This window comes from Pseudomonas sp. B5(2017), from assembly GCF_002112825.1.
Taxonomy (GTDB): domain Bacteria; phylum Pseudomonadota; class Gammaproteobacteria; order Pseudomonadales; family Pseudomonadaceae; genus Aquipseudomonas; species Aquipseudomonas putida_Z.
In genome coordinates this window covers 24,202-50,366 of the sequence record NZ_NEIR01000012.1, presented here as the reverse complement: position 1 = coordinate 50,366, position 26,165 = coordinate 24,202, and the positions used below count along the sequence as shown (strand labels likewise).

The 26,165-nt window shown below is 60.5% G+C and carries 26 protein-coding genes, 1 tRNA gene and 2 pseudogenes; 20 read left to right on the top strand and 9 right to left on the bottom strand.

The annotated features are described in order from the left end of the window. Window positions 1-6: 6 nt before the first annotated feature. Window positions 7-1,278 carry a D-amino acid dehydrogenase gene (locus tag CAG00_RS18565; protein ID WP_085665019.1) on the bottom strand — a complete coding sequence of 424 codons (1,272 nt, stop codon included), beginning with the start codon at window positions 1,276-1,278 and terminating at the stop codon, window positions 7-9. A gap of 107 nt (window positions 1,279-1,385) precedes the next feature. On the opposite strand from CAG00_RS18565, the gene CAG00_RS18560 reads away from it, so the two are divergent. Continuing rightward, on the top strand, window positions 1,386-2,291 hold the full coding sequence (locus CAG00_RS18560; protein ID WP_085665018.1) for a LysR family transcriptional regulator: 906 nt from the start codon (window positions 1,386-1,388) through the stop codon (window positions 2,289-2,291). Window positions 2,292-3,159: 868 nt separating this feature from the next. Here the strand turns inward: CAG00_RS18560 and CAG00_RS18550 are convergent. After that, the gene (locus CAG00_RS18550) at window positions 3,160-3,726 is read right to left on the bottom strand and encodes a helix-turn-helix transcriptional regulator (protein ID WP_139832803.1); all 567 of its coding nucleotides are present in this window, start codon (window positions 3,724-3,726) and stop codon (window positions 3,160-3,162) included. An 820-nt stretch (window positions 3,727-4,546) separates the two neighbouring features. On the opposite strand from CAG00_RS18550, the gene CAG00_RS18545 reads away from it, so the two are divergent. Then, the gene (locus CAG00_RS18545; RefSeq protein WP_085665015.1) at window positions 4,547-6,226 is read left to right on the top strand and encodes a trypsin-like peptidase domain-containing protein; all 1,680 of its coding nucleotides are present in this window, start codon (window positions 4,547-4,549) and stop codon (window positions 6,224-6,226) included. Between the two features lie 69 nt (window positions 6,227-6,295). Here CAG00_RS18545 and CAG00_RS18540 read toward each other — a convergent pair. The 6 genes and pseudogenes from CAG00_RS18540 to CAG00_RS18515 all read right to left on the bottom strand — a co-directional run. Continuing rightward, window positions 6,296-6,712, bottom strand: a pseudogene (locus tag CAG00_RS18540) (tail assembly protein); the annotation flags it as partial. Window positions 6,713-6,781: 69 nt separating this feature from the next. Then, window positions 6,782-7,042, bottom strand: coding sequence for a DUF6429 family protein (locus CAG00_RS18535; RefSeq protein WP_085665094.1), 261 nt, complete (start codon window positions 7,040-7,042; stop codon window positions 6,782-6,784). Window positions 7,043-7,109: 67 nt separating this feature from the next. Next, a pseudogene (locus tag CAG00_RS18530) lies at window positions 7,110-8,576 on the bottom strand (IS66 family transposase). Window positions 8,577-8,656: 80 nt separating this feature from the next. Further along, on the bottom strand, window positions 8,657-9,016 hold the full coding sequence (gene tnpB, locus CAG00_RS18525) for an IS66 family insertion sequence element accessory protein TnpB (protein WP_256579041.1): 360 nt from the start codon (window positions 9,014-9,016) through the stop codon (window positions 8,657-8,659). A gap of 86 nt (window positions 9,017-9,102) precedes the next feature. Continuing rightward, window positions 9,103-9,579: a GNAT family N-acetyltransferase gene (locus tag CAG00_RS18520; protein WP_085665014.1), complete on the bottom strand. Its 477-nt coding sequence runs from the start codon at window positions 9,577-9,579 to the stop codon at window positions 9,103-9,105. 188 nt (window positions 9,580-9,767) lie between these two features. Next, window positions 9,768-9,852: transfer RNA gene (locus CAG00_RS18515), tRNA-Leu, on the bottom strand. Window positions 9,853-9,959: 107 nt separating this feature from the next. Here CAG00_RS18515 and queA point away from each other — a divergent pair. From queA to CAG00_RS18485, 6 genes are all read left to right on the top strand, one after another. Further along, window positions 9,960-11,009: a tRNA preQ1(34) S-adenosylmethionine ribosyltransferase-isomerase QueA gene (gene queA / locus CAG00_RS18510; protein ID WP_085665013.1), complete on the top strand. Its 1,050-nt coding sequence runs from the start codon at window positions 9,960-9,962 to the stop codon at window positions 11,007-11,009. Between the two features lie 14 nt (window positions 11,010-11,023). Continuing rightward, window positions 11,024-12,139, top strand: coding sequence for a tRNA guanosine(34) transglycosylase Tgt (gene tgt, locus CAG00_RS18505; protein WP_013971009.1), 1,116 nt, complete (start codon window positions 11,024-11,026; stop codon window positions 12,137-12,139). Window positions 12,140-12,181: 42 nt separating this feature from the next. Further along, complete coding sequence (gene yajC / locus CAG00_RS18500; protein ID WP_003259111.1) at window positions 12,182-12,517, top strand: preprotein translocase subunit YajC; 336 nt, start codon at window positions 12,182-12,184, stop codon at window positions 12,515-12,517. Between the two features lie 63 nt (window positions 12,518-12,580). Further along, on the top strand, window positions 12,581-14,443 hold the full coding sequence (gene secD, locus CAG00_RS18495; protein ID WP_025337767.1) for a protein translocase subunit SecD: 1,863 nt from the start codon (window positions 12,581-12,583) through the stop codon (window positions 14,441-14,443). A gap of 10 nt (window positions 14,444-14,453) precedes the next feature. Beyond that, complete coding sequence (gene secF / locus CAG00_RS18490; protein ID WP_025337768.1) at window positions 14,454-15,362, top strand: protein translocase subunit SecF; 909 nt, start codon at window positions 14,454-14,456, stop codon at window positions 15,360-15,362. Window positions 15,363-15,481: 119 nt separating this feature from the next. Beyond that, window positions 15,482-16,024, top strand: a complete 543-nt coding sequence (locus CAG00_RS18485) for a glycine zipper 2TM domain-containing protein (protein ID WP_013971012.1) — start codon at window positions 15,482-15,484, stop codon at window positions 16,022-16,024. A gap of 218 nt (window positions 16,025-16,242) precedes the next feature. Here CAG00_RS18485 and suhB read toward each other — a convergent pair whose 3' ends face one another. Beyond that, window positions 16,243-17,061, bottom strand: coding sequence for an inositol-phosphate phosphatase (gene suhB / locus CAG00_RS18480; RefSeq protein ID WP_085665012.1), 819 nt, complete (start codon window positions 17,059-17,061; stop codon window positions 16,243-16,245). Between the two features lie 151 nt (window positions 17,062-17,212). On the opposite strand from suhB, the gene trmJ reads away from it, so the two are divergent. From trmJ to rlmN, 12 genes are all read left to right on the top strand, one after another. Continuing rightward, complete coding sequence (trmJ, locus tag CAG00_RS18475; protein WP_031325634.1) at window positions 17,213-17,968, top strand: tRNA (cytosine(32)/uridine(32)-2'-O)-methyltransferase TrmJ; 756 nt, start codon at window positions 17,213-17,215, stop codon at window positions 17,966-17,968. A 3-nt stretch (window positions 17,969-17,971) separates the two neighbouring features. Further along, window positions 17,972-18,757: a serine O-acetyltransferase gene (gene cysE, locus CAG00_RS18470; protein WP_046615813.1), complete on the top strand. Its 786-nt coding sequence runs from the start codon at window positions 17,972-17,974 to the stop codon at window positions 18,755-18,757. A 179-nt stretch (window positions 18,758-18,936) separates the two neighbouring features. Then, window positions 18,937-19,428, top strand: coding sequence for a Fe-S cluster assembly transcriptional regulator IscR (gene iscR / locus CAG00_RS18465; protein ID WP_008092572.1), 492 nt, complete (start codon window positions 18,937-18,939; stop codon window positions 19,426-19,428). 46 nt (window positions 19,429-19,474) lie between these two features. After that, a complete protein-coding gene (locus tag CAG00_RS18460) occupies window positions 19,475-20,689 on the top strand; it encodes an IscS subfamily cysteine desulfurase (protein ID WP_013971017.1) in 1,215 nt (404 codons plus the stop codon). 46 nt (window positions 20,690-20,735) lie between these two features. Then, entirely contained in the window at window positions 20,736-21,122 is a 387-nt protein-coding gene (iscU, locus tag CAG00_RS18455) for a Fe-S cluster assembly scaffold IscU (RefSeq protein ID WP_003248539.1), read from the top strand. Window positions 21,123-21,150: 28 nt separating this feature from the next. Continuing rightward, on the top strand, window positions 21,151-21,474 hold the full coding sequence (iscA, locus tag CAG00_RS18450) for an iron-sulfur cluster assembly protein IscA (RefSeq protein WP_003257854.1): 324 nt from the start codon (window positions 21,151-21,153) through the stop codon (window positions 21,472-21,474). An 8-nt stretch (window positions 21,475-21,482) separates the two neighbouring features. Further along, window positions 21,483-22,004, top strand: coding sequence for a co-chaperone HscB (gene hscB, locus CAG00_RS18445; protein WP_015269012.1), 522 nt, complete (start codon window positions 21,483-21,485; stop codon window positions 22,002-22,004). Between the two features lie 42 nt (window positions 22,005-22,046). After that, window positions 22,047-23,909 carry a Fe-S protein assembly chaperone HscA gene (hscA, locus tag CAG00_RS18440; RefSeq protein WP_015269013.1) on the top strand — a complete coding sequence of 621 codons (1,863 nt, stop codon included), beginning with the start codon at window positions 22,047-22,049 and terminating at the stop codon, window positions 23,907-23,909. A gap of 3 nt (window positions 23,910-23,912) precedes the next feature. Next, window positions 23,913-24,254, top strand: a complete 342-nt coding sequence (gene fdx, locus CAG00_RS18435) for an ISC system 2Fe-2S type ferredoxin (RefSeq protein ID WP_085665011.1) — start codon at window positions 23,913-23,915, stop codon at window positions 24,252-24,254. 10 nt (window positions 24,255-24,264) lie between these two features. After that, a complete protein-coding gene (iscX, locus tag CAG00_RS18430; RefSeq protein ID WP_025337774.1) occupies window positions 24,265-24,465 on the top strand; it encodes a Fe-S cluster assembly protein IscX in 201 nt (66 codons plus the stop codon). Between the two features lie 88 nt (window positions 24,466-24,553). Beyond that, window positions 24,554-24,979: a nucleoside-diphosphate kinase gene (ndk, locus tag CAG00_RS18425; protein WP_011532343.1), complete on the top strand. Its 426-nt coding sequence runs from the start codon at window positions 24,554-24,556 to the stop codon at window positions 24,977-24,979. A gap of 28 nt (window positions 24,980-25,007) precedes the next feature. Then, complete coding sequence (gene rlmN, locus CAG00_RS18420) at window positions 25,008-26,153, top strand: 23S rRNA (adenine(2503)-C(2))-methyltransferase RlmN (protein WP_075043830.1); 1,146 nt, start codon at window positions 25,008-25,010, stop codon at window positions 26,151-26,153. Window positions 26,154-26,165 lie beyond the last annotated feature (12 nt).

Here is a 26,165-nt window from a genome sequence, read left to right as displayed (position 1 = left end):
AGGGGATCAGAGACATGCTGCAGTACGGTTATTTCCATCAGCCGCACGGGCGGTGAAACCCTGCAGGTCGATGGAGGGGCGGCGCTGGCCGATCAGTTCACTCAGCAGACGTGCGCTGGCGCAGGCCAGGGTAAAGCCCAGCGCACCATGGCCGAGGTTCAGCCACAGGTTGCGATACGCCGTTGCGCCCAGCAGCGGCACGCCGCTAGGCGTGGCCGGACGCATACCGGCCCATTCGATGGCGTAGTCATAATTACCGGCGTTGGCGAAAGTCTCGCGGGCCTGGCGCTTGAGCAAGGCCAGGCGCTTGGGGTCCAGCGACGGATCGAAACCGACAATGTCGACCATCGCCGCCACACGCAACTGTTCACCGATCCGGGCGTAGACGATCTTGCGGTCGTAGTCGGTGATGCTCAGGTCCGGCGCCCGGTGCTGGGCGCCAATCGGTACTGTCAGGCTATAACCCTTCAGCGGATACAGCGGCAGGTCGATGCCCGGCAGTGCCAGCAACGCACTGCGATGGCCGGCCGCAACCACCAGGTGCTCCACCGGCAGCACTTCGTCGTCCAGTTCAATCGCATTCACTACGCCATGCGCATGGCGAATTCCGGACACCGCCTGGCCCAGGCGGAACTTGCAGCGTCCCGACGCCTGCAAGCGCGCCGCCAGTTGCTGGCAAAAGCTGTGGCAATCGCCGACTTCTTCATCCGGGGTATAGATGGCACCGACAAAGGGCGCCTCCGCCAGCGCTGGGTCCAGACGGGCACAGTCGGCGTGCGACAGCACCTGTTGTTGCTGGGGTGCGGCAAGGTTCTTGCGCGCATGCTCGAAGCTGCTGACCTTGCGGAAGGTGACCAGCTTGCCGTTGCGTCGCCAGTTGAAACCACCCAGGCCGTCCTCCTCACGCCAGGCTTGCAAGGTCGACTGGCTCAGCAGTGCGAGGCGCAGCAGATGGCCGGCGTTGGCGCGGTTGACCGAGGAGCGGCAAGCACCCAGGAATGCTGCCATCCAGCGCCACTGCGCACGATCGAAGCGCGGGCGCAATCGCAGCGGCGATTCACCGCGCAGCATCCAGCCAAGGGCCTGCAATGGCACACCTGCGTCGGCCAGGGGCGCCACGTAGCGGTAGGACAGCTGGCCGCCGTTGGCGAAGCTGGTTTCACTGCCCAACGAATCGCGAGCCTCGATCAGCGTCACATCAAAGCCGTCGCGTACCAGTGCGTAAGCGGTTGACAGGCCAATGACGCCACCGCCGATGATGCATACATGCTGAGCCATGTCAGTCCTTGGTCGTGGTTGGAACGAGGCTGAGGTTAGGGCCAGGTGACACGTGGCGAAAAATGAATAAAGATCGCTGAGCCATAAACAAAGGTTATGGACTTGCCATGCGCCTTCGCCATATCGAGATTTTCCAGGCCATCCGCCAGACCGGCTCGGTCAGCGGTGCCGCACAGTTGCTGCACGTTTCCCAACCTGCCGTGACCAAGGTGCTACAGCACGCCGAGCAGCAACTGGGCTTCCCGTTGTTCCTGCGGGTGCGCGGCAAGCTGCAGCCCACGCCCGAAGCGCTGGAGCTGGAGCGTGAGGTCGACAAGGTCACGGAGAGCCTGCAAGGGGTGCGACGCCTTGCGCAAAGCCTGCGTCGCGCGCCAGGCCACAGCCTGCGGATCGGTGCGACCCCGGCACTGGCCCTGTCGCTGCTGCCGCCGGCCATTCATGAATGGACCCAGCGTTATCCGGATATCGCCTGCGAGTTGTCCAGCGCCCACAGTCGCGAACTGGTGCAGAACCTGTTGATGCGGGAGATCGATGTCGCCCTGACCTTGCAACAGCCAGATCACCCTGCGCTCAAGGCTCAGGCGCTGGCCAGCGGAGTTTTGGTGGCATTGGCACCGGCAGGTTATTGGCCGCTGGAAGATGAAGGCAAGCCGCTGCCGTTGGCGGCACTGGCCGGTGCGCCCATGATCGGGCTGTCCAGCGCCGACCCGCTGTCGGTGCGCCTCGAAAGCTACCTCAAGGCGGTGGAGCCGCCGCCACGGGTGAGCATCGCGGTGCAAACCTATTCACTGGCCAGGGCGATGGTCGAATCCGGTGCTGGGCTGGCGGTGATCGATCCCTTCACCGCACTTGGCGCGGCGCCTGGGGCGACCGCGATCAGGCCGCTGACCCCGGCGCTGCCGATTACCTTGTATGCGGTGACCCGCACTGCCGAACCGTCACCGCATACATTGAGCGAGCTGCTGACGATTTTCAGCAGCCGTGCCCAAGGGCAGCTGGATCGCTGGCGCTGATTGCAGATATGCCCGGAAAGCGCATCAATGTCAGCCCGGACATAACTAATTGAGTTAGCAGGGACACCGTGGGAGCGGGCGTGCCCGCGAACACCGGCGGAGCCGGTGCCATACACTGCGTTGGGCGTTTCGCGGGCTCGCCCGCTTCCACAAGGGAATGTGACACGCTCTCGAACATTGTTCCCTGTGCGACAGCGCAGCCCAGATCGCAGGCGAAAAAAAACCGACCATAAGGTCGGTTTTTTCCGGATCTTGGTGCCGAGGGAGACTCGAATACGTCTGTTTAAGGCCTTTTTTTACTGGACTTAAGCTAAGTGTCAGAATCTCATACTCACAAATCTACTCACATTACTCGTCGGCATCTGCGTCTGAGTCTTCGAGTACTAGGATCTGATTGGTTACCAGAACTCGATGGCCTGCCTCGAACGTCACCCACATGACGCAGCCGGCGCCATGACGCGATTGGACCTCAGGGATGAAATGTAGACCGTCCCAGCCTGCTTCATGAGCTTGGTCGAAAAACCACTCCCGAACTTTCTTCGAGATCCGCTGGGCCTCTTGGCCCTCATGATCTTGGTTGTATAGGGCCAGAACCCGCTCAGCAGGGCATAGCACGGTCGGTTGCTTTCGAGAGCGACGTTCTGGATCAGGGAACAGAAACCTTGGCATTGCAGACTTTTCCTTTGTCGATGCTGGCTACGCTAGCGTAGCGTAGCCGAGCGGTTCTAATATCAAGATGCCATCCTGAACGCAACGGGGTCGACATGGCTGGTGGCAATAAACATCGATCAGCAGCAAGGGGAGTCCTCAAATCTGAGGACTCCTTCCGATCTCGATACGTCACTCCCTCAGCGGCGGTGGGCACCACTTAATTGTGTTTCCCAGCTACCGCTGTCGTTACCAGATTCAAAGCCGACAGCGGTTGGCCTGCCAGCGGAGGGGGGGTAGGGAGTGCACCATTGTCAATCCATTCCTTCGCCTGCGGAATGCAGCAATAGCTAACGACAGTCGGCTCAGGAGAGCTGAAATAGCTGCTAAAGGACAGAATGCTGATGCGCTGCAGTGGACGGTTTTTCAACGACTCATAGCCTGAGCTAGCGTAGTACTGCTGTAGCAATGGCACGAGTTCATCTTCGTCGCCGAGATGCGCAGACTGGAAATACCAGTTGTAGCGGTTGAAGATGGGGACTAGACGCTCAGCCACCTGCATTACTTGTGAGGGGTGCATAGCCAGGGCGTAGCATGCGCCAAAAAAGCTGTCCATCTGCAATGGAGACTGAGCGGACTCAATTTTTCCCCATGCACTTGGCGTTTTTCCAATTGCCTGAGCAATGTGTGCCTGATGAACATTCCGTTCGAGCCGAATGTCCTTGAGGATGAGGGCGAGTAATGTTGAGAAGCAAGAGGTGCGTTGGGTGGGGGAGGGAGGTAGCATGGATGCGATTCCTAGGGTGAGTGGTGGTGTGTGCATTAGGATATAGTTGGTCCTGTAGGGATCATCTTAAGGATCCTCGCAGGATATGGCAACTCCCTGTGGGATTATTCTGCCGCAGCCCACCTTGGATCAAAAAGGATGTCCCCCTAACCTGTGCGCATCGCGCTTCTTTACACCGGAGGGGGGCATATTCCAACTCCTTGAGCCCCATGAGTCCCTACGTACGGCTTGTCGCCAGGCTCATGCCGTTTTGCCGCTCGGACCATTATCGATCGTACCTGCTTCGAGGTTTGGTCCTGCATGTGTCGGGGGATCGCCTCGATATGTTTGGCCACCGTAGTGGTGCGATCTCTTCCTGGAGGCGTGCCCGCTCGACATAGGTCTTTGCCGGCGCCCCCAGTCCGAGATCACGAGCCCAAAAGGGTGACTTATCACCGGCGATCTCATAATCCTTTGGTCCACGGTTCGAGTCCGTGTGGGCCCACCAAAAAAATCAAAGGCTTGCAGCAATCCTGCGAGCCTTTTTCGTTTCTGCCTTCCTATTTTTCCCGTTCGTTCCCCGTTTTTTCCCCCTCTCGCATCCCTCAGAAACCAAGGGCGTCTCGAATGGTGTCAATTGGCATCATTCGTGGCCAGGCCATCACAAGCAGTCTCTTTCAGAGTCATGACGTATTGCCATCACCCGTCCCGTGGCATATCCTCGTGTTGCCTCCATCCAGGTATTAAATTGGGTTGTTCAAACGCGACCCTCCTCGAAAATGCTGTAAGCAAGATCGCGATGATGAACTCTGAACGATACTCTGAATGAATAGGGTGAAATATGGATGGAGGCACTTTTTTACTGGGTACGCTCGGCCCGACCACTACTCCAGATGAGCTGGCCCGCATGCTGGGCACCAGCTACAGCAAGATTAAACATTTCTACTACTCGCGCGACATGGGTAGCAACTATCGTCAATTCACCATTCCCAAAAAGAATGGCGAAAAGCGAGTCATTCTAGCTCCTGAGAACTGGCTAAAAACCCTTCAGCTGCGCCTGGCTAAAAGACTTCAATTGCTTTACAAACCTCGCAAAGGCGTAACAGGGTTTGTAAAAAACTCAGGCATAGCTGACAATGCCAACCTGCACAAACGCAGTCGGTATTTATTTAATATAGATTTAAAGGATTTCTTTCCCTCTATTAAGTTTCATCGAATTCGTGGCTTACTCATCGCTAAGCCATATTCCTTGATGCCGGAGACTGCCTCTGTAATTGCGCATCTATGCACGTTTAGAGGCTCCTTGCCGCAAGGCGCCCCAACATCACCAATTCTGTCAAATATGTTCTGCGCCAGTCTGGATCGCGAACTATACACACTTGCCGTTAGGCATAATGCTACCTACTCTAGATATGCGGATGACATATCGTTTTCTTTTTACTGCCCCCTTCGCTCTCTCCCGCCAGAGATAGTAGTCACATCCGAGAGGCAGGGTGAATTAAATCACTACAAAGCAACAATCGGCGACAAATTGCGAGAAGCAATATTGCGTTTTGGCTTCGAGGAAAATGAGCGAAAAGTACGCTTATTATCTAGAACAGAGAAACAGTTAGTCACAGGGCTTGTCTCAAACTGCAAGGCGAATATTGACAGAAGATATGTTCGTTCTACAGCCGCTATGATCCACTCTCTTGAAAAGGACGGGGAGACGGTTGCGAACGAAAGGCGCAAGGCGAAGCACCCTGACTCCACCACGCCTGTGGCTGCGCACGTTCAAGGGCGGCTTCTTTTCATGCATCAGATACTCGGAAAGAACTCTCCGGTTTACGCTCGCCTTGCAAACAGATTCAATGTTCTCCCCCTTAAATTTAAAGTTCCCCCTCCTAGTCTTTCGACATCTGAGCGAGAAGCAAGTATCGCCGTCAATAGATTTGTTAGAGCCAAGTGCTGGGTGGTCGAAGTCGCAATAGACGTTCCTGGTGATTGTATTATCTCGCAAGGCTCGGGCTTCATGATTGAGGGGGGACTGCTTGTAACATGCGCGCACGTCCTTGAGGAAAAGGGCGTATTAGTCGATGAATGCGAAATATATCACGTAGATGACGACGCGCAGCGATATAATGCAACTGTCCTGCATCGGGATCGCAATGCAGATATCGCCTTACTAAAGATCGAAGACTGCAGCGAGAATGAATATTTCCATCTTGAATCCGACGAGGAGCCTAATATCGGGGATCGGGTAGTTATACTTGGCTTCCCTAACGTGAAGAATGGGGCCAAGGTTGGAGTTCTGCAAGCTCAAGTCTCAAACAAATACCCTCTTTACGATCCTGAAATCATGCACTCAGAGGTAGATAAATTGCTCTATCCCGGAAATAGTGGTGGACCGGTCATAAATGCTCGACAGAGGGTTGTTGGTATTGCGGCGAAAGGCGCCGCAGGAAGCGCAGAAGGACAGAATAGCTTCATACGTGTATCAGAACTATTTAAGGTTCTAAAAGCCGCTGATGGACTGAATTAGGGTGTCCTCAAAATTGAGGACACCCCAAATACCCCAGATACGGGTATTTACAAGTGACTCAGGCTCACATCAAGCCTTGTCCTGCGCCTCAATCGATGCAGAGATGATGGCCCCGCCCCAGCGCCGCTCACCGATGCAGATCGGTACCGGTAGACCGCTGGCTGTGGTGTTCTTGGCACTCCCAAAGGCGTAGCTCGGCAGATTCTCAGGCGCACCGCTTTGCGACAGCCCTGCGGCCTGGGGGCTTAGCATCTGAAAAACCCCGCCCGCCACGTTGGCAATGCCGGCGCCCATAAGGCCGGCAGCAAGGCCGCCTGAGGCGAATGAAGCCGCAACGATCAGCGCGGCACCTATCACGGTCTGCAGTAGCCCGCCACGCTTGCTGCCATGTACCACTGGGACAAACCAGAGCTCTCTGGCACCGCCGAGGTCCAGTTCACTGTCGCCAATATTCTTGCCGTTCTTGAAGACGGCGAAGCGCAGGCCGCGCCCCTCTGCGTTAGCTAAGTCGTAAGCGATCCATAAACCCCACCCGTTACATGATGGACGGGGAAATCAGGTATTCGAGTCGGGCACCTGCCCCGCTTGAGTCTTTAACCCGAACAACTGGTCAGCTAGTTGTCGGCCTCGCTCCAGCCCCTCCGCCGTCAACCAGATGGATTTGTTTCTATTAACTGGATCACTGATGAAACCCCGTTCATGCAGTCGATTCATGATCTCGAAGTCAAATCCTTTCCACGCGTTACCTTTGTCGGAGCTATAGGCTGCCAACAAGGCAAGCACTGCGTCTTCAATCAGTTTTTCGTCGTATTCCATGGTCGTTACCCCGCTCTTGTCCTTCAAGCGCTTCGTAGGCCCCATCTGACCCACGATGGGGGAGCACTTAACTATGTATTTTAGGCGTGCAATTCCACGGCAGCAGCGCTTCGTAGTCTTCCACAGAGGACGCCTGCGGCAGGCGTTCCAGTGGGTGGCGCAGCCACGCATAGGGCTCTTGGCCGTTGGCTTTGGCCGTCTCGACCAGGCTGTAAAGTTGCGCACTGGCCGTCGCACCTCTGGGCGTGTCACTGAACAACCAGTTCTTTCTGCCGATGACAAACGGGCGGATCGCGCGCTCGGCGGCGTTATTGTCGATCGGTAAGCAGCCTTGTTCGACGTAGCGTTCCAACTTGCTCCAGTTGCTGGCCAAGTAGCCGATGGCCTTGCCCAAGGCATTGCGTCGTGACCTGAGGTTGCGTTTTCTCTACCCAGCTTTTCAGCTGAGCCAGCAATGGCAGGCTGCGCTCCATGCGGGCAGCCTTACGATCTTCATCGCTGCCGTCCTTAAGGTCGCGCTCAATGCCATACAGCTTGTTGATCAAACTCAGGGCGATGTCTGCGCGCCCGGTTTTACCCTTGGGCTGCACTTTCTGTGCTTCGACGAACTTGCGGCGCGCATGCGCCCAGCAGCCCAACCGCTCCACGCCGTTCTGTGCAGCCAGCGCGTTGTAACCGGCGTAGTCGTCGGTCATGACATAGCCGCGATAGCGATCCAGCAGGCGCGTCGGCACCTCCTGCGCTCGGCTAGTGGCGTAGTCGAAAAGGATTACCGGGCGATCAGGTGGGCCGCCGGTTTGTACCCACATCCAGGATTGGCTGCTGGGCTCACGGCCAAGCTCTTTCAACACCTGCACACGGGTTTCATCACAGTGGATGATTCGACTGTCTAACAGGCTTTCGCGCATCAGATTCAGCAGCGGCTGAAAGTGCTCGCTGCATTGAATCGCCCAGCGTGCCAGGGTTTGGCGCGGGATATCGATACCGTGGCGCCCCAACACTTTTTCGAAGTGATGAAGCGGTAGGCCGTCTACGTATTTAGTGGTGAGCAGCATGGCCAGCACACTCGGGCTAGCCATGCTCTTCTCGATCACCTAGGCAGGCTTGTCCGCCGTTACGGGCGCTGACTCGCAGTCGCGGCAGCCATACACCTTGCGAACTGTTTGATGACGCGAATCTGCATCGGGACGATTTCAAGCTGTTCGCTGACCTCTTCACCAATGGCATGTTTGCGGCAGTTGCAAGCACACGTCAGCTCATGCTCGGGCAGTTCGTGAACAACCTCGATACGCGGCAAATCAGCCGGCAGTGGTTTGCGTTTACCACGGCGCTTGGTCGGTGCAACGACTTCTTCGTCGCCGGCCTCATCCAAGGGTTCTGCCAGGCTTTCCGCTTCGTCGAAGAGCGGCAACTGTGGCGTCGCCGCATCGCCGGTCTGCTCGGTCTTGCGCCCGAACAGGCGCTGCCGCAACAGCGCAACTTCCTCTTCGAGATGAACGATCTTGCCCTTGTCGGACGCGCGCTCGTTGATCATCTGCTCAAGCAGTTGCTTGAGCAGAACAGGATCGTCAGGGAGGTCTTCGGGCTGGAAATCATGCCGCGGATTATACCGAATCAGGCGACGTATCGAGGCGTCAAAACCTGATGCGGGCGGTTGCGCCAGAGGTCGAAGCCGTCGAGTAGCCAGTTCAGTTCCTGAACGGTCAGTACGATGGCCACGTTAGTCGGATCGGGTGAGGTTTTGAACCGTTCGGTGTCCAGACGTTTGAGCCAGAGGCAGAAGCCGTTGCGTTCCCAGTACAAGATCTTCACGCGGTTGCGCGGCTTGTTGAGGAAGACGAAAAGCACCGGGTCGAACACCGCTACTTTGATATCGAGTTCGACCAGCGCAGCCAGGCCATCGATGGACTTTCGGAAGTCGACGGGCTTGGGGTAGAGGTACACTTTTTCGACTTTGGCGTCGGGTCGCATCATGGTCGGCGAACTCCAGAAAGAAATCGGGAGCACAGCATCGGGGATCAGGTAAGCGCTTTGAATGTGGGGTTCATGGAGCGCTTACGTTACATCAGCTGTTTCATCTGCACCAATGCCACCCTCGTGCCATCCCACGCCTGCCGTTCCTCGATGCCGAACGGCACGAAGCCCAGCTGTGGATAAAGCAGCAAGCCCGCCGTGTTGTGATTAAAGCACGACACCCAGACCTCCCGGGCGGCGTATTGCTGGCGAGCGAGTCCGATCATGGCAGTTACCAGGTAGCGCGCCACGCCATGGCCACGGGCGCTGGGGGCCACGACCACGTTGCCCAGGGCGCACACGCCGCCGTGTTCGGCCTTGTAGAAGTTGGCGAAGGCCATGATGGCGCCGTTGCCTTCCACCACCGTGGAGCCGCTGCGCTGGGCGATGGCGTCGGTCAACTGGGCGGGTGTGAGGGGATGGGTGGCTTTGGGAAACATGTAGAACAGCTCGTCCGGGCTCTGCGGGAAGGTGCAGATGACGGGGATGTCGCTGGGCTGGACGGGGCGGTGGGTCAGGTGCATGGCAGGTCCTTTTGCGCTGGTTGAACTGGCCTCTTCGCGGGTAAACCCGCTCCTACAAGGATGGTGCAAGCTTTTGGAGCTTGTGCAAGGTAGTTGCTCCTCACAAGAGACTGTTTCAAACACAGCGCAGGGGCGACAAAAACACCAGGCACAAAAAACCGACCATAAGGTCGGTTTTTTCCGGATCTTGGTGCCCCGAGGGAGACTCGAACTCCCACTCCTTTCGAAAACGGATTTTGAATCCGCCGCGTCTACCAATTCCGCCATCAGGGCTTGTGGCGCGCAGTATAGAGAGCCACCGCTGGTCGGTCAATCGGCTTTCATGGTCAATTTTCACACATTGGGCTAAACTTCCCGGCCCTGCCGAACCGAACATCATCATGCGCGTCGCCGATTTTTCCTTCGAACTCCCCGATTCCCTGATCGCCCGCCACCCATTGGCCGAGCGCCATGGCAGCCGTCTGCTGGTCCTCGATGGGCCGAGCGGCGCGCTGGCGCACCGGCAATTCCCCGATCTGCTCGAGTATCTGCGCCCCGGAGACCTGATGGTGTTCAACAACACCCGGGTGATCCCGGCGCGGTTGTTCGGCCAGAAAGCTTCCGGCGGCAAGCTGGAAGTGCTGGTCGAGCGCGTGCTCGACAGCCATCGGGTGCTCGCCCATGTGCGCGCCAGCAAGGCGCCCAAGGTAGGCGCGGTCATTCTCATCGATGGCGGCGGCGAGGCCGAAATGGTCGCGCGCCATGACACGCTGTTCGAGCTGCGCTTCACCGAAGAAGTGCTGCCGCTGCTCGACCGCGTCGGCCACATGCCGCTGCCGCCCTACATCGACCGCCCGGACGAGGGCGCCGACCGTGAGCGCTACCAGACCGTGTACGCCGAACGTGCCGGTGCGGTCGCCGCGCCCACCGCAGGCCTGCACTTCGACGAGGCGCTGCTGGAAAAGATCGCCGCCAAGGGCGTCGAGCGGGCTTTCGTCACCTTGCACGTGGGCGCGGGCACCTTCCAGCCGGTGCGGGTCGACAAGATCGAAGACCACCACATGCATAAAGAGTGGCTCGAAGTGGGCCAGGATGTGGTCGATGCCATCGAGGCCTGCCGCGCCCGTGGCGGCCGGGTGGTCGCGGTCGGCACCACCAGCGTGCGTTCGCTGGAGAGCGCGGCGCGCGATGGCGTGCTCAAGGCCTTCAGCGGCGACACCGACATCTTCATCTACCCGGGCCGGCCGTTCCATGTGGTCGACGCGCTGGTCACCAATTTCCACCTGCCGGAGTCCACGCTGCTGATGCTGGTCTCGGCCTTCGCCGGCTACCCCGAGACCATGGCCGCCTACGCGGCGGCGGTCGAGCAGGGGTACCGCTTCTTCAGTTACGGTGATGCCATGTTCATCACCCGCAATCCGGCGCCACGCGGGCCCGAGGATCAAGCATGAGTCGCACCTGTCGAATGTCCTTCGAACTGCTGGCCACCGACGGCAAGGCCCGTCGTGGCCGCATCACCTTCCCACGCGGCACCGTGGAAACCCCGGCGTTCATGCCGGTGGGCACCTATGGCACGGTCAAGGGCATGCTGCCGCGCGATATCGAGGCCATCGGCGCCGAGATGATCCTGGGCAACACCTTCCACCTGTGGCTGCGCCCGGGCACCGAGGTGATCAAGAAGCACAACGGCCTGCACGACTTCATGCAGTGGAAAGGCCCGATCCTCACCGACTCCGGTGGCTTCCAGGTGTTCAGCCTGGGCGCCATGCGCAAGATCAAGGAAGAGGGCGTGACCTTCGCCTCGCCGGTCGATGGCGCCAAGGTGTTCATGGGCCCGGAAGAGTCGATGCAGGTGCAGCGTGACCTGGGCTCGGACGTGGTGATGATCTTCGATGAGTGCACCCCGTACCCGGCCGAACACGATGTGGCGCGCGCGTCCATGGAACTGTCGCTGCGCTGGGCCCAGCGCTCGAAGAACGCCCACGCCGACAACACCGCGGCGCTGTTCGGTATCGTCCAGGGCGGCATGTACCAGGACCTGCGCATGCGCTCGCTGGAAGGCCTGGAAAACATCGGTTTCGACGGCCTGGCCATCGGTGGCCTGTCGGTGGGCGAGCCCAAGCACGAAATGATCAAGGTGCTGGATTACCTGCCGGGCCAGATGCCTGCTGACAAACCTCGTTACCTTATGGGGGTAGGCAAACCGGAAGATCTCGTTGAGGGTGTGCGCCGCGGCGTCGACATGTTCGACTGCGTGATGCCGACGCGTAACGCGCGCAACGGTCATCTGTTCGTCGATACAGGGGTGATCAAGATCCGCAATGCGTTCCATCGCCACGATGATTCGCCGCTGGATCCGACCTGTGACTGCTACACCTGCACCAACTTCTCCCGCGCCTATCTCCATCACCTGGACAAGTGCGGCGAAATGCTGAGCAGCATGCTGAATACCATCCACAACTTGCGCCATTACCAGCGCTTGATGGCCGGTTTACGCGAGGCTATTCAACAGGGTAAATTGGCCGCCTTTGTCGACGCCTTCTACGCCAAGCGCGGGCTTCCTGTGCCGCCTTTGGACTGACTGTCCGCATCCATTATTAGAAAATTACATTAGGAGTGCCCAATGAGCTTCTTGATCCCCGCCGCATACGCGGACGCCGCAGCACCCGCCGCCGGCCCAGCCGGTACCGGCTTCGAGTGGATTTTCCTGGTCGGTTTCCTGGTCATCTTCTACCTGATGATCTGGCGCCCGCAGGCCAAGCGTGCAAAAGAGCAGAAGAACCTGCTGAGCAACTTGCAGAAGGGTGACGAAGTTGTCACCAACGGCGGCATCGCCGGCAAGATCGTCAAGGTTTCCGATGATTTCGTGGTACTGGAAGTTTCCGACAACGTCGAGCTGAAGTTCCAGAAGGGTGCCATCGCGGCCACCCTGCCAAAAGGTACGCTCAAGGCTATCTGAGTTACCGGTTTTTCTTTCCAGTCGGGGCGCGCAACGCGCCCCGCGTCTTGAACGGGCGGCGTGATGCTGAACAAATATCCTCTGTGGAAATATGCACTGATCGTGCTGGTACTGGTGGTCGGTTTCATTTATTCCGCTCCCAACCTCTACCCGGATGATCCGGCGGTACAGATCAGTGGTGCCAGCTCGGCGCTGCAGGTGAACCAGGCCGACCTCGACCGCGTCAGCAAGGCGCTGGGCGATGCCAAGATCGCCGTCAAGGGCGCTAGCCTGGGTGAGAAAGGCAGCGGGCTGATCCGCCTGACCAATCAGGAAGACCAGCTGCCAGCCAAGGATGTAGTGCGCAAGGCACTGGGCGATGATTACGTCGTGGCCCTGAACCTGGCCCAGACTACCCCGCAATGGCTGCGCAACCTGGGCGCAAGCCCGATGAAGCTGGGCCTGGACCTGTCCGGTGGTGTGCACTTCCTGCTGGAAGTGGACATGGACAAGGCCATGAACGCCCGCATGAAAGTCTACGAAGGCGAGGTCAAGACCTTGCTGCGCAAAGAGCGCGTCCGCTACCGCAGCCTGCCTCAGCAGGATGGCGGCATCATGCTGGGCTTCGCTGACGATGCTACCCGCGAACAGGCTCGTGCCCTGATCCGGAAGAATTTCAATGACTTCGACCTGACCACCACCGAGCGCAACGAGCTCGCCGTGCTGCGTCTGGCGCTGACCCAGGCGAAAGTCGCCGAGATCCGCGAATACTCGATCAAGCAGAACCTCACCACCGTCCGCAACCGGGTCAACGAGCTGGGTGTGGCCGAGCCGCTGGTACAGCGCCAGGGCGCCAACCGCATCGTGGTCGAGCTGCCAGGCGTGCAGGACACTGCCGAAGCCAAGCGTATCCTGGGTAAAACCGCCAACCTGGAGTTCCGCTTCGGTGCCGAGCCGGGCGCTTCCAAGGCCACTACCGAGGTGTTCGAGTTCCGTGAGGGCGGCCGTTCCGCCGCGGTCGAGCGCGGCCTGATCATCACCGGTGACCAGGTAACCGACGCTCAGGCCAGCTTCGACGAACAAGGTCGCCCGCAGGTGAACATCCGCCTGGATGGCCACGGTGGCGAGCTGATGACCCGCGCTACCCGCAGCAACGTCGGCCGCAGCATGGCGGTGATCTTCATCGAGCAGAAGCCGGTCACCCGCTACGTCAAGCAGACCGTCGACGGCGTCGAGAAGGACGTTGCCGTACAGAGCTTCCAGGAAGAGAAGAAGATCATCAGCCTGGCGACCATCCAGTCGCCGCTGGGCAGCCAGTTCCGCATCACCGGCCTGAACGGCCAGGGCGAATCGTCCGAACTGGCCCTGCTGCTGCGTGCCGGTGGCCTGGCTGCGCCGATGTACTTCGCTGAAGAACGTACCATCGGCCCAAGCCTGGGTGCCGACAACATCACCAAGGGTATCGATGCATCGCTGTGGGGCATGCTGTTCGTCTCGCTGTTCATCATCGCCATCTATCGCGCCTTCGGTGTGATCGCCACCATTGCCTTGGCGGGCAACATGGTCCTGCTGCTGGCGCTGATGTCGCTGCTGGGCGCCACCCTGACCCTGCCGGGCATTGCCGGTATCGTGTTGACCATGGGTATGGCGGTGGACGCCAACGTGCTGATCTTCTCGCGTATCCGCGAAGAGCTGAACGCCGGCATGTCGGTGCAGCGCGCCATTCATGAAGGCTTCAACCGCGCCTACACCGCGATCATCGACGCCAACCTGACCAGCCTGCTGGTCGGCGGCATCCTGTTCGCCATGGGTACCGGCCCGGTCAAGGGCTTTGCGGTCACCATGTCCCTCGGGATTTTCACCTCGATGTTCACCGCCGTCATGGTGACCCGTGCAATGGTCAACCTGACCTGCGGCGGGCGTGACATCAAGAAGCTGTGGGTTTGAGGGAGCTGCGATGAAAACCATCAACTTCATGGGCGTGCGCAATGTCGCGTTCGCCATTACCGTGCTCCTCACCGTGCTGGCGCTGTTCAGCTGGTGGCAGAAGGGCCTGAACTTCGGCCTGGACTTCACCGGCGGTACGCTGATCGAGCTGACCTACGAGCGCCCGGCCGACCTCAAGGCGGTGCGTGCCGAGCTGGTCAATTCCGGCTTCCACGAGGCGGTGGTGCAGAGCTTCGGCGCCACCACCGACCTGCTGGTGCGCATGCCGGGTGATGACCCACAGCTGGGCAACAAGGTTGCTGAAGCCCTGCAGAAGGCCGGTGGCGACAACCCGGCCAAGGTCAAGCGTGTCGAGTTCGTAGGCCCGCAGGTGGGTGAGGAGCTGCGCGACCAGGGTGGCATGGGCATGCTCCTGGCACTGGGCGGCATCCTTATCTACCTGGCCTTCCGCTTCCAGTGGAAGTTCGCCGTGGGCGCGATCGTCTCGCTGATCCACGACGTGGTGGTGACCCTGGGTATCCTGTCGTTCTTCCAGATCACCTTCGACCTGACGGTGCTGGCGGCGGTACTGGCGATCATCGGCTACTCGCTGAACGACACCATCGTCGTGTTCGACCGGGTGCGCGAGAACTTCCGCGTCATGCGCAAGGCCTCGCTGATCGAGAACATCAACGTTTCCACCACCCAGACCCTGCTGCGGACCATCGCCACCTCGGTTTCGACCTTGCTGGCCATTGCCGCGCTGCTGTTCTTCGGTGGCGACAACCTGTTCGGCTTCTCGCTGGCCCTGTTCATCGGCGTCATGGCCGGTACCTATTCGTCGATCTATATCGCCAACGTGGTACTGATCTGGCTGAACCTGAGCAGTGAAGACCTGATCCCGCCGGCCAAGACCGACGGTGTGGACGACCGTCCGTAAGGCGTGCTCCACGCCGTTTGGCGGCCGAAAAGGCGCGAGTGTTGAACTCGCGCCTTTTTTTTTACTCCAAGGCTGGGAGAAGGCGGGTCGGACCCGCGGGTTATGATCAGGAGGTTCATGTGAACAAATCAATGCTTGTGGGTGCGGTACTGGGTGCTGTCGGTGTGACTGCCGGAGGTGCTGTCGCGACCTACAGCTTGGTCAACAAGGGGCCTGAGTATGCGCAGGTCACCGACGTGCAACCGATCAAACAACAGGTAAAAACCCCCCGTGAGGTCTGCAAGGACGTCGCCGTGACGCGGCAGGCGCCGGTCAAGGACCAACACCAGATCGCAGGTACCGTGGTGGGCGCCATTGCCGGTGGCCTGCTGGGTAACCAGATTGGTGGTGGTAGCGGCAAGAAGATCGCCACCGTGGCCGGTGCGGTCGGTGGTGGTTATGCCGGTAACAAGGTGCAGGAAGGCATGCAGGAGCGTGACACCTACACCACCACGCAAACCCGTTGCAATACGGTCAACGACATCAGTGAGAAAGTGGTGGGCTACAACGTGAAGTACACCATTGGCGACAAGGTGGGGCAGGTGAAGATGGATCACGAGCCTGGTTCGACCATTCCGCTGGACAAGAATGGCAAGCTGATCCTGAGCGAAGCCGGGCAGTAAGGCCGCATGGGGTCTGCTCTTTTTGTGGGAGCGGCCTTGTGTCGCGAAAGGGGCGCGCAGCGGCCCCTGGGTCTGTGAACCATTAGAGATCGCCGGGGCTGCTATGCAGCCCTTTCGCGACACAAGGCCGCTCCCACAAAAAGCAGATTGCGCATGGCTTCTACAGGCACAAAAAAAGCACCCCGAGGGGTGCTTTTTTGTTTGCCGGCAATCCGCGCTTAGCGCTTCATGTTCTCTGGCAGGTGCGGCTGGATAGCAGTCAGCACGGCCTTGAAGCACTTGATGTTGCCCGCAACGATATGGCCCTTGTCGAGGAAGTCGTGGCCACCGTTGAAGTCGCTCACCAGGCCGCCCGCTTCCTGGATCAGCAGCACGCCGGCCGCCATGTCCCATTCGGACAGGCCCGACTCCCAGAAGGCGTCGAAACGGCCGGCGGCCACGTAGGCCAGGTCCAGGCTGGCGGAGCCGGCGCGGCGGATGCCGGCGGTCTGGCCAGTCAGGGCGCGGAACATGCCCAGGTAGTTGTCCAGGTCAGCCATCTGGTTGTCACGGAACGGGAAGCCGGTACCCAGCAGGGCGCCTTCCAGGCTGGTGCGCGAGCTGACACGCAGGCGGCGACCGTTGAGCTGGGCGCCACGGCCACGGCTGGCGGTGAATTCTTCCTGGCGAACCGGGTCGACGATCACGGCGTGCTCAAGGCGGCCACGGTATTTGCAGGCGATGCTGACCGCGAAGTGCGGGATGCCACGCAGGAAGTTGGTGGTGCCATCCAGCGGGTCGATGATCCACAGGTAATCCTTGCCTTCTTCGCCGCTACCCGCGTGCAGGCCGGTTTCCTCGCCCTGGATGGAGTGGTTCGGGTAGGCCTTGCGCAGGGCGTTGACGATGCTCTGCTCGGCGGCGCGATCGACTTCGGAGACGTAGTCCTTGGCCTCTTTCTCATCGACCTTGATGCTATCCAGGCGTTCGATGGAGCGGAAAATCAGTTCACTGGCGCTGCGAGCGGCGCGCAGGGCGATATTCAGCATAGGCTGCATGGGCGGGTCACCTGGAGATGTTAAAGAAGAAAGCCGATCATTCTAGCAGAAAACTTTGGCGGCAGAAGTGTCACATTTGCTTTCATGGCGTTACGTCTGTCGGTTCTGTAAGATCGAAGGCCCTGATTCCTGCATCTGTGAGCACAACACCTTGCTGCAAAATATTCGTGTTGTTCTGGTCAATACCAGCCACCCCGGCAACATCGGCGGCGCTGCACGTGCCATGAAAAACATGGGCTTGTCGCGTCTGGTGCTGGTGCAGCCGAAAGAGTTCCCCGCCGTGGATGCCAGCGCCCGAGCCTCGGGTGCCGACGATGTGCTGGACAACGCCCAGGTGGTCGACAGCCTCGAGCAGGCGCTGGTCGGCTGCAACCTGGTGATGGGCACCAGCGCCCGCGAACGGAGCATCCCCTGGCCGCTGATCGGCCCGCGCGAGTGCGGGGCCAAGGCGGTGGAGCATGCCAATGGTGGCGAGGAAATCGCCCTGGTGTTCGGGCGTGAACACGCCGGCCTGACCAACGAAGAACTGCAGCGATGTCACTTCCACGTGCACATTCCCTCCAACCCCGACTTCAGCTCGCTGAACCTGGCCGCCGCTGTCCAGGTGCTCTCCTACGAGGTGCGCATGGCTTGGCTGGCCGCCGGTGCAGCGCCGGGCAAGGTCGAGAAGGTTGACGCCAGCGAGCTGGCGACCATGGACGAAATGGAGCTGTTCTACGACCACCTGGAAAAGACCCTGGTCGGTATCGGCTTTCTCGACCCCGAAAAGCCCAAGCACCTGATGCCGCGCCTGCGCCGGCTGTATGGGCGGGTGGCGGTCGAACGTTCGGAAATGAGCATTTTGCGCGGCATCCTCACCGAGACCCAGAAAGTGGTCCGGGGCGAGCCGCATAAACGGAAGGACTGACAGATGTTCGAACGCCTGCGTGAAGATATTCAAAGCGTATTCCACCGTGACCCGGCTGCACGCAACGCCTTCGAGGTGCTGACCTGCTACCCGGGCATGCACGCCATCTGGCTGCACCGCCTGGGCAATGCCCTGTGGAAGCGTGATTTCAAGTGGCTGGCCCGCCTGGTATCGAACTTCGGCCGCTGGCTGACCGGCATCGAGATCCATCCCGGCGCCACCATCGGACGGCGCTTCTTCATTGACCACGGTATGGGTATCGTCATCGGTGAAACCGCCGAGATCGGCGATGATGTCACTCTTTATCAGGGCGTGACCCTGGGCGGCACCAGCTGGAACAAAGGCAAGCGACACCCCACCCTGGAAAACGGCGTGGTGGTAGGGGCGGGGGCCAAGGTGCTGGGCCCGTTCACCGTCGGTGCCGGGGCCAAGATCGGTTCCAATGCGGTGGTGACCAAGGCGGTGCCGGCCGGCGCCACGGCGGTCGGCATCCCCGGGCGCATCATCGTCAAGAGCGAAGACAATGAGGTCGAGGCCAAGCGCAAGGCCATGGCCGAGAAGATCGGCTTCGATGCCTATGGTGTAAGTGGCGACATGCCCGACCCGGTGGCCCGTGCCATCGGCCAGATGCTCGACCACCTGCAGGCAGTCGACGAGCGGCTGGAGGGCATGTGCGGCGCCCTGACCAAGATGGGCAGCGATTACTGCGCCAAGGAACTGCCAGCCCTGCCGGAAGATGACTTCACGGAAGTTGCCCAGGTGGCTCAGCGCGACACTCAGTCGCATTGATTGCGCCGCGCTGAAATCATGGTGACATACGGGGCGTGTGCTCACGCCCCCTGTCTGCTACAATCGCGCCCGCCTCCCCGATGCAAACCCGACTAAAGCACTAGGTCTAATAGTTGACTTAAATGCTCGGGAATCGCATACTCGCTCACATCCTGTAACTCCCGTGGTACCCAATAGCCATGCGACTGACTACCAAAGGCCGATACGCCGTGACCGCCATGCTCGACCTGGCGTTGCACGCGCAGCATGGGCCGGTGTCTTTGGCCGACATTTCCGAGCGCCAGGGCATTTCCCTCTCTTATCTGGAACAGCTGTTCGCCAAGCTGCGCCGCAGCAGCCTGGTCTCCAGCGTGCGTGGTCCAGGCGGTGGCTACCAGCTGTCGCGGGGCATGGAAACCATCCAGGTGGCCCAGGTCATCGATGCGGTCAACGAATCGGTCGATGCCACCCGTTGCCAGGGCCTCGGGGACTGCCATGCCGGTGACACCTGCCTGACCCACCACCTGTGGTGCGACCTCAGCCAGCAGATCCATGAATTCCTCAGCGGTATAAGCCTGGCCGACCTTGTCATGCGCCGTGAGGTGCAGGAAGTTGCCCAGCGCCAGGACCTGCGTCGTGTCGCAGGCCGAACCGCCCAGCTGGACAAGATTGAGACGTCCGCCGTCGATTGATCCCACCGGGACGACGAGCGACGCCACCGCCTGATAGGAGAGACAAATGAAGTTGCCGATCTACCTCGATTACTCCGCGACCACTCCGGTCGACCCACGCGTGGCCCAGAAGATGGCCGACTGCCTGCTGGTCGACGGGAACTTCGGTAACCCGGCTTCGCGCTCCCACGTCTTTGGCTGGAAAGCCGAGGAAGCGGTCGAGAACGGTCGTCGCCAGGTTGCCGAACTGATCAACGCCGATCCGCGCGAAATCGTCTGGACCAGCGGTGCCACCGAGTCCGACAACCTCGCACTCAAGGGCGTCGCGCACTTCTATCAGACCAAGGGCAAGCACATCATCACCTCCAAGATCGAGCACAAGGCGGTCCTGGACACCGCTCGCCAGCTGGAGCGTGAAGGTTTCGAAGTCACCTACCTCGAGCCAGGCGAAGACGGCATCGTCACCCCGGCCATGGTCGAGGCGGCGCTGCGCGACGACACCATCCTGGTTTCGCTGATGCACGTGAACAACGAAGTCGGCTCGATCAACGATATCGCCGCCATCGGTGAACTGACCCGCTCGCGCGGCGTGCTGTTCCACGTTGACGCCGCGCAGTCGGCCGGCAAGGTCGAAATCGATCTGCAGAAGCTGAAGGTCGACCTGATGTCGTTCTCGGCGCACAAGGTCTACGGCCCGAAAGGCATCGGCGCGCTGTACGTCAGCCGCAAGCCGCGCGTACGCCTGGAAGCCATCATTCACGGCGGTGGCCATGAGCGCGGCATGCGTTCGGGCACCCTGCCTACCCACCAGATCGTCGGCATGGGCGAAGCCTTCGCCATCGCCAAGCAGGAAATGGCCGCGGAAAACGTACGCATCAAGGCCCTGAGCGACCGCTTCTTCAAGCAGGTCTCGGACCTCGAAGAGCTGTACGTCAACGGCAGCAAGACTGCCCGCGTACCACACAACCTGAACCTGAGCTTCAACTACGTCGAAGGCGAATCGCTGCTGATGTCGCTGAAGGACATCGCCGTATCGTCCGGTTCGGCCTGCACCTCCGCGTCGCTCGAGCCGTCCTACGTATTGCGCGCCCTGGGCCGCAACGACGAGCTGGCGCACAGCTCGATCCGCTTCTCCTTCGGCCGCTTCACCACCGAAGAAGAAGTCGACTACGCCGCGCAGAAAGTCTGCGAGGCCGTGAACAAACTGCGTGAGCTGTCGCCGCTGTGGGACATGTACAAAGACGGCGTTGACATCTCCAAGATCGAGTGGGCCGCCCACTAAGCAGTCGCCGGCAAGAGCGGCTCCCTGATGAGGAAGGAATTGCACCATGGCATACAGTGAAAAGGTCATCGACCACTACGAAAACCCGCGCAACGTCGGCAAGATGAACGCCGAAGACCCGGACGTCGGTACCGGCATGGTCGGCGCGCCGGCCTGCGGTGACGTGATGCGCCTGCAGATCAAGGTCAACGAGCAGGGCGTGATCGAAGACGCCAAGTTCAAGACCTACGGCTGCGGTTCGGCCATCGCTTCCAGCTCCCTCGCCACCGAGTGGATGAAGGGCAAGACCCTGGACGAAGCCGAGACCATCAAGAACACCCAGCTGGCCGAAGAACTGGCGTTGCCGCCGGTCAAGATCCACTGCTCGGTACTCGCCGAAGATGCCATCAAGGCAGCCGTACGCGATTACAAGCAGAAGAAAGGCTTGATCTAAGTCGCCTGTTGCGAGGTAAGGAGTCCTGATGGCTATCAGCATGACAGAAGCCGCCGCCAACCACGTGCGGCGTTCCCTGGAAGGGCGCGGCAAGGGCGAAGGCATTCGCCTGGGCGTGCGCACCACCGGTTGCTCGGGCCTGGCCTACGTGCTGGAGTTCGTCGACGAGCTGGCGGACGAAGACCAGGTGTTCGAGAACCATGGCGTCAAGGTGATCATCGATCCCAAGAGCCTGGTCTACCTCGATGGCACCGAACTGGACTTCGTCAAGGAAGGGTTGAACGAAGGGTTCAAGTTCAACAACCCCAACGTGCGCGGTGAGTGTGGCTGCGGCGAAAGCTTCAACGTTTGAGGCTGGCTGTGGGTACTCCTTGTCATTTCGCATTGTTTGACCTCCAGCCAAGCTTCCGCCTGGATCTCGACAAGCTGGCCACTCGCTATCGTGAGCTGGCCCGCGAAGTCCATCCCGACCGCTTTGCCGACGCCTCCGAGCGCGAGCAGCGCGTGGCGCTGGAAAAGTCCGCGGCCCTCAACGACGCCTACCAGACACTGCGCAGTGCGCCGCGTCGCGCCCGCTACCTGCTGGCCATCGGCGGCCACGAAGTGCCTCAGGAAGTCACGGTCCACGACCCTGACTTCCTGTTGCAGCAGATGCAGTGGCGTGAAGAGCTCGAAGAACTGCAGGACGAAGCCGACCTCGATGGCGTGGCCGTGTTCAAGAAGCGCCTGAAGGTCGCCCAGGACACGCTGAACGAGGACTTTGCCGCCTGCTGGGACGCCCCAGGCGAGCGCGACAAGGCCGAACGCCTGATGCGCCGCATGCAGTTCCTCGACAAGCTCGCCCAAGAAGTGCGCCAACTGGAAGAGCGCCTCGACGATTAACCCGGTGCTGCCCGTGATGGCACCTAAGGTATTCAGATAAGCATGGCCCTACTGCAGATTGCCGAACCCGGTCAAAGCCCTCAGCCGCATCAGCGCCGCCTGGCGGTGGGGATCGACCTGGGTACCACCAACTCCCTGGTCGCCGCACTGCGCAGCGGCCGTAGCGAGCCCCTGCCTGACGCGCAGGGCAATGTCATTCTGCCGTCCGCGGTGCGTTACCTCGAAGGGCGCAACGAAGTGGGGCAGGCTGCACGCGATGCCGCTTCCAGCGACCCGCTGAACACCGTGCTGTCGGTCAAGCGCCTGATGGGGCGCGGCCTGGCCGACGTCAAGCAACTGGGCGAGCAGCTGCCGTACCGCTTCGTTGGCGGTGAGTCGCACATGCCGTTCATCGACACCGTGCAAGGGCCGAAAAGCCCGGTGGAAGTGTCCGCCGATATCCTCAAGGTGCTGCGCGAGCGTGCCGAAGCCACCCTTGGTGGTGAGCTGGTGGGGGCGGTGATCACCGTGCCGGCCTATTTCGACGATGCCCAGCGCCAGGCCACCAAGGACGCTGCGCGCCTGGCCGGCCTGAACGTGCTGCGTCTGCTCAACGAGCCGACCGCTGCTGCCGTGGCCTATGGTCTGGACCAGAACGCCGAAGGCGTGGTGGCCATCTATGACCTGGGCGGCGGTACCTTCGACATTTCCATTTTGCGCCTGACTGCCGGCGTATTCGAAGTGCTGGCCACCGGTGGCGATACCGCCCTGGGTGGTGACGACTTCGACCACGCCATCGCTGGCTGGATCATCGAGCAGGCCGGGCTGTCGTCCGACCTGGACCCGGCCACCCAGCGCGCGCTGTTGCAGACCGCCTGTGCCGCCAAGGAAGCCCTGACCGACGCCGACGTGGTCAGCGTCAGCCATGGCACCTGGCAGGGCGAGCTGAGCCGCGCCGGCTTCGAAGCCATGATCGAGCCCATGGTCGCCCGCAGCCTCAAGGCCTGCCGCCGCGCCGTGCGTGACAGCGGTATAGAGCTGGAAGAAGTCAGCGCCGTGGTCATGGTCGGTGGTTCGACCCGCGTACCGCGTGTGCGTGAGGCCGTCGGAGCACTGTTCGGCCGCACCCCGCTGACCTCGATCGACCCCGACCAGGTGGTGGCCATCGGTGCCGCCATCCAGGCCGATACCTTGGCCGGCAACCGCCGCGAAGGTGGCGAACTGCTGCTGTTGGATGTCATCCCGCTGTCGCTTGGCCTTGAGACCATGGGCGGGCTGATGGAGAAGGTGATCCCGCGCAACACCACCATCCCGGTGGCGCGTGCCCAGGAATTCACCACCTATAAAGATGGCCAGTCGGCCATGATGATCCATGTGCTGCAGGGCGAGCGCGAGCTGATCAGCGATTGCCGCTCGCTGGCGCGCTTCGAGCTGCGTGGCATCCCGGCCATGGTGGCCGGTGCGGCAAAAATCCGCGTCACCTTCCAGGTCGACGCCGACGGCCTGCTCAGCGTCGCCGCCCGCGAGCTGGGCTCGGGCGTGGAAGCCAGCATCCAGGTCAAGCCGTCCTATGGCCTGACCGACGGCGAAATCGCCCGCATGCTCAAGGATTCCTTCGAACACGCAGGTTCCGACAAGCAGGCCCGCCAGCTGCGCGAGCACCAGGTGGACGGCGAGCGCCTGCTCGAAGCGGTACAGGGCGCCCTGGACGCCGACGGTGAGCGTCTGCTCAGCAGTGACGAGCGCGACGCCATCGAATTCCAGATGCAAGAACTACGTGATTTGCTGGCCGGCACCGATGGCGCAGCCATCGAGCAACAGACCAAGCGTCTGTCGCAGGTGACCGACGCATTTGCCGCCCGTCGCCTTGATTCGACGGTCAAAGCCGCACTGGCCGGGCGCAACCTGAATGAGATCGAGGAGTAACCGATGCCGCTGGTGACATTCCTGCCGCATGAGAAGTTCTGCCCAGAGGGGCTGACCGTGGAGGCGCCGACCGGGACCAACATCCTGGAACTGGCCCACGACCATCACATCGAGATGGAAAGCGCCTGCGGCGGCGTCAAGGCCTGCACCACTTGCCACTGCATCGTACGCAAGGGCTTCGACTCGCTCGAAGAAGCCGACGAACTGGAAGAGGACATGCTGGACAAGGCCTGGGGCCTGGAGGCTCAATCGCGCCTCGGCTGCCAGGTGGTCGTCGCTGACCAGGACCTGGTTATCGAGATCCCCAAGTATTCGCTCAACCACGCCGCCGAAGCGCCGCACTGAGGTTTGCCCCATGAGCCTGAAATGGATTGATGTACTTGAGATCGCCATCCAGCTTGCAGAAAGCAAGCCGGAAGTCGATCCTCGTTATGTGAATTTCGTCGACCTGCACAGCTGGGTGCTGGCATTGCCAGAATTCAGCGACGATCCGTCACGCGGCGGTGAGAAAGTGCTCGAGGCAATCCAGGCCGCCTGGATCGACGAAGCCGACTAAGCGTCATCTGCAGGTTAGGCAATCCCCCGGAACCCGCGTATAATTCGCGGGTTTAATTTTTCGTAACACTCATATTCTGGAGTTTTCCATGGCTGTTCAACGTACTTTCTCGATCATCAAGCCTGACGCCGTTGCCAAAAACGTCATCGGCAAGATCACCACTCGCTTCGAAGAAGCCGGCCTGAAAATCGTTGCCTCGAAAATCAAGCAACTGTCCAAAGCCGAAGCCGAAGGCTTCTACGCCGAGCACAGCGCTCGTGGCTTCTTCGGTGACCTGGTTGCCTTCATGACTTCCGGCCCGGTCGTTGTTCAGGTTCTGGAAGGCGAAAACGCCATCGCTCTGAACCGTGAGCTGATGGGCGCTACCAACCCTAAAGAAGCTGCTCCAGGCACCATCCGTGCTGACTTCGCCGAGTCGATCGACGCCAACGCCGTTCACGGTTCGGACTCCGAAGCTGCTGCTGCTCGCGAAATCGCTTACTTCTTCGCTGCTACCGAGGTAACCACTCGCTAAGCGAAAGCTTACGGGTGAGGGTGAATCCATGACGACATCTACTGGCAAAATCAACCTGCTGGGTCTGACCCTGCCGGAAATGGAACAATTCTTCGACTCTATCGGGGAGAAGCGCTTCCGCGCCGGTCAGGTGATGAAATGGATTCACCATTTTGGCGTCGATGATTTCGCCGCCATGACGAACGTCGGCAAGGTCTTGCGCGAAAAGCTCGAGGCCGTTGCCGAAATTCGGGGCCCGGAAGTGGTCAGTGAAGACATTTCCGCCGACGGTACCCGCAAGTGGGTGGTCCGCGTTGCCTCCGGCAGCTGCGTCGAGACCGTCTACATCCCCACCGACGATCGCGGCACCCTGTGCGTGTCGTCGCAAGCCGGCTGTGCCCTGGACTGCAGCTTCTGCTCCACCGGCAAGCAAGGCTTCAACAGCAACCTCACCGCCGCCGAAGTGATCGGCCAGGTGTGGCTTGCCAACAAATCCTTCGGGACCGTTCCGGCCAAGATCGACCGCGCCATTACCAACGTGGTCATGATGGGCATGGGCGAACCCCTGCTGAATTTCGACAATGTCATCGCCGCCATGAAGATCATGATGGAAGATCTGGGCTATGGCATTTCCAAGCGTCGCGTCACCCTGTCCACCTCGGGCGTGGTGCCGATGATCGACGAGCTGGCCAAGCACATCGACGTGTCGCTGGCCCTGTCGCTGCACGCACCGAACGACGAGCTGCGCAACAAGCTGGTACCGATCAACAAGAAGTACCCGCTGAAGATGCTGCTGGAATCGTGCATGGGCTACATGTCCACCCTGGGTGGCAAGCGCGTGCTGACCATCGAGTACACCTTGCTCAAGGATGTAAACGACCAGCCGGAGCATGCTGCGCAAATGATCGAGCTGCTGCGCGACGTGCCATGCAAGATCAACCTGATCCCGTTCAACCCGTTCCCGCACTCCGGCTACGAGCGGCCGAGCAACAACGCCATCCGCCGCTTCCAGGACCTGTTGCACCACGGTGGCTTCAACGTCACCACCCGCACCACCCGTGGTGATGACATCGACGCTGCCTGTGGTCAGCTGGTCGGCCAGGTCAACGACCGCACCCGCCGCAGCGAGCGCTACATCGCTGTGCGCCAGCTGTCCGCGGACGCCGAGCTGCAAGACAGCCCCGCCAGCCACTGACCGGGACCTTGC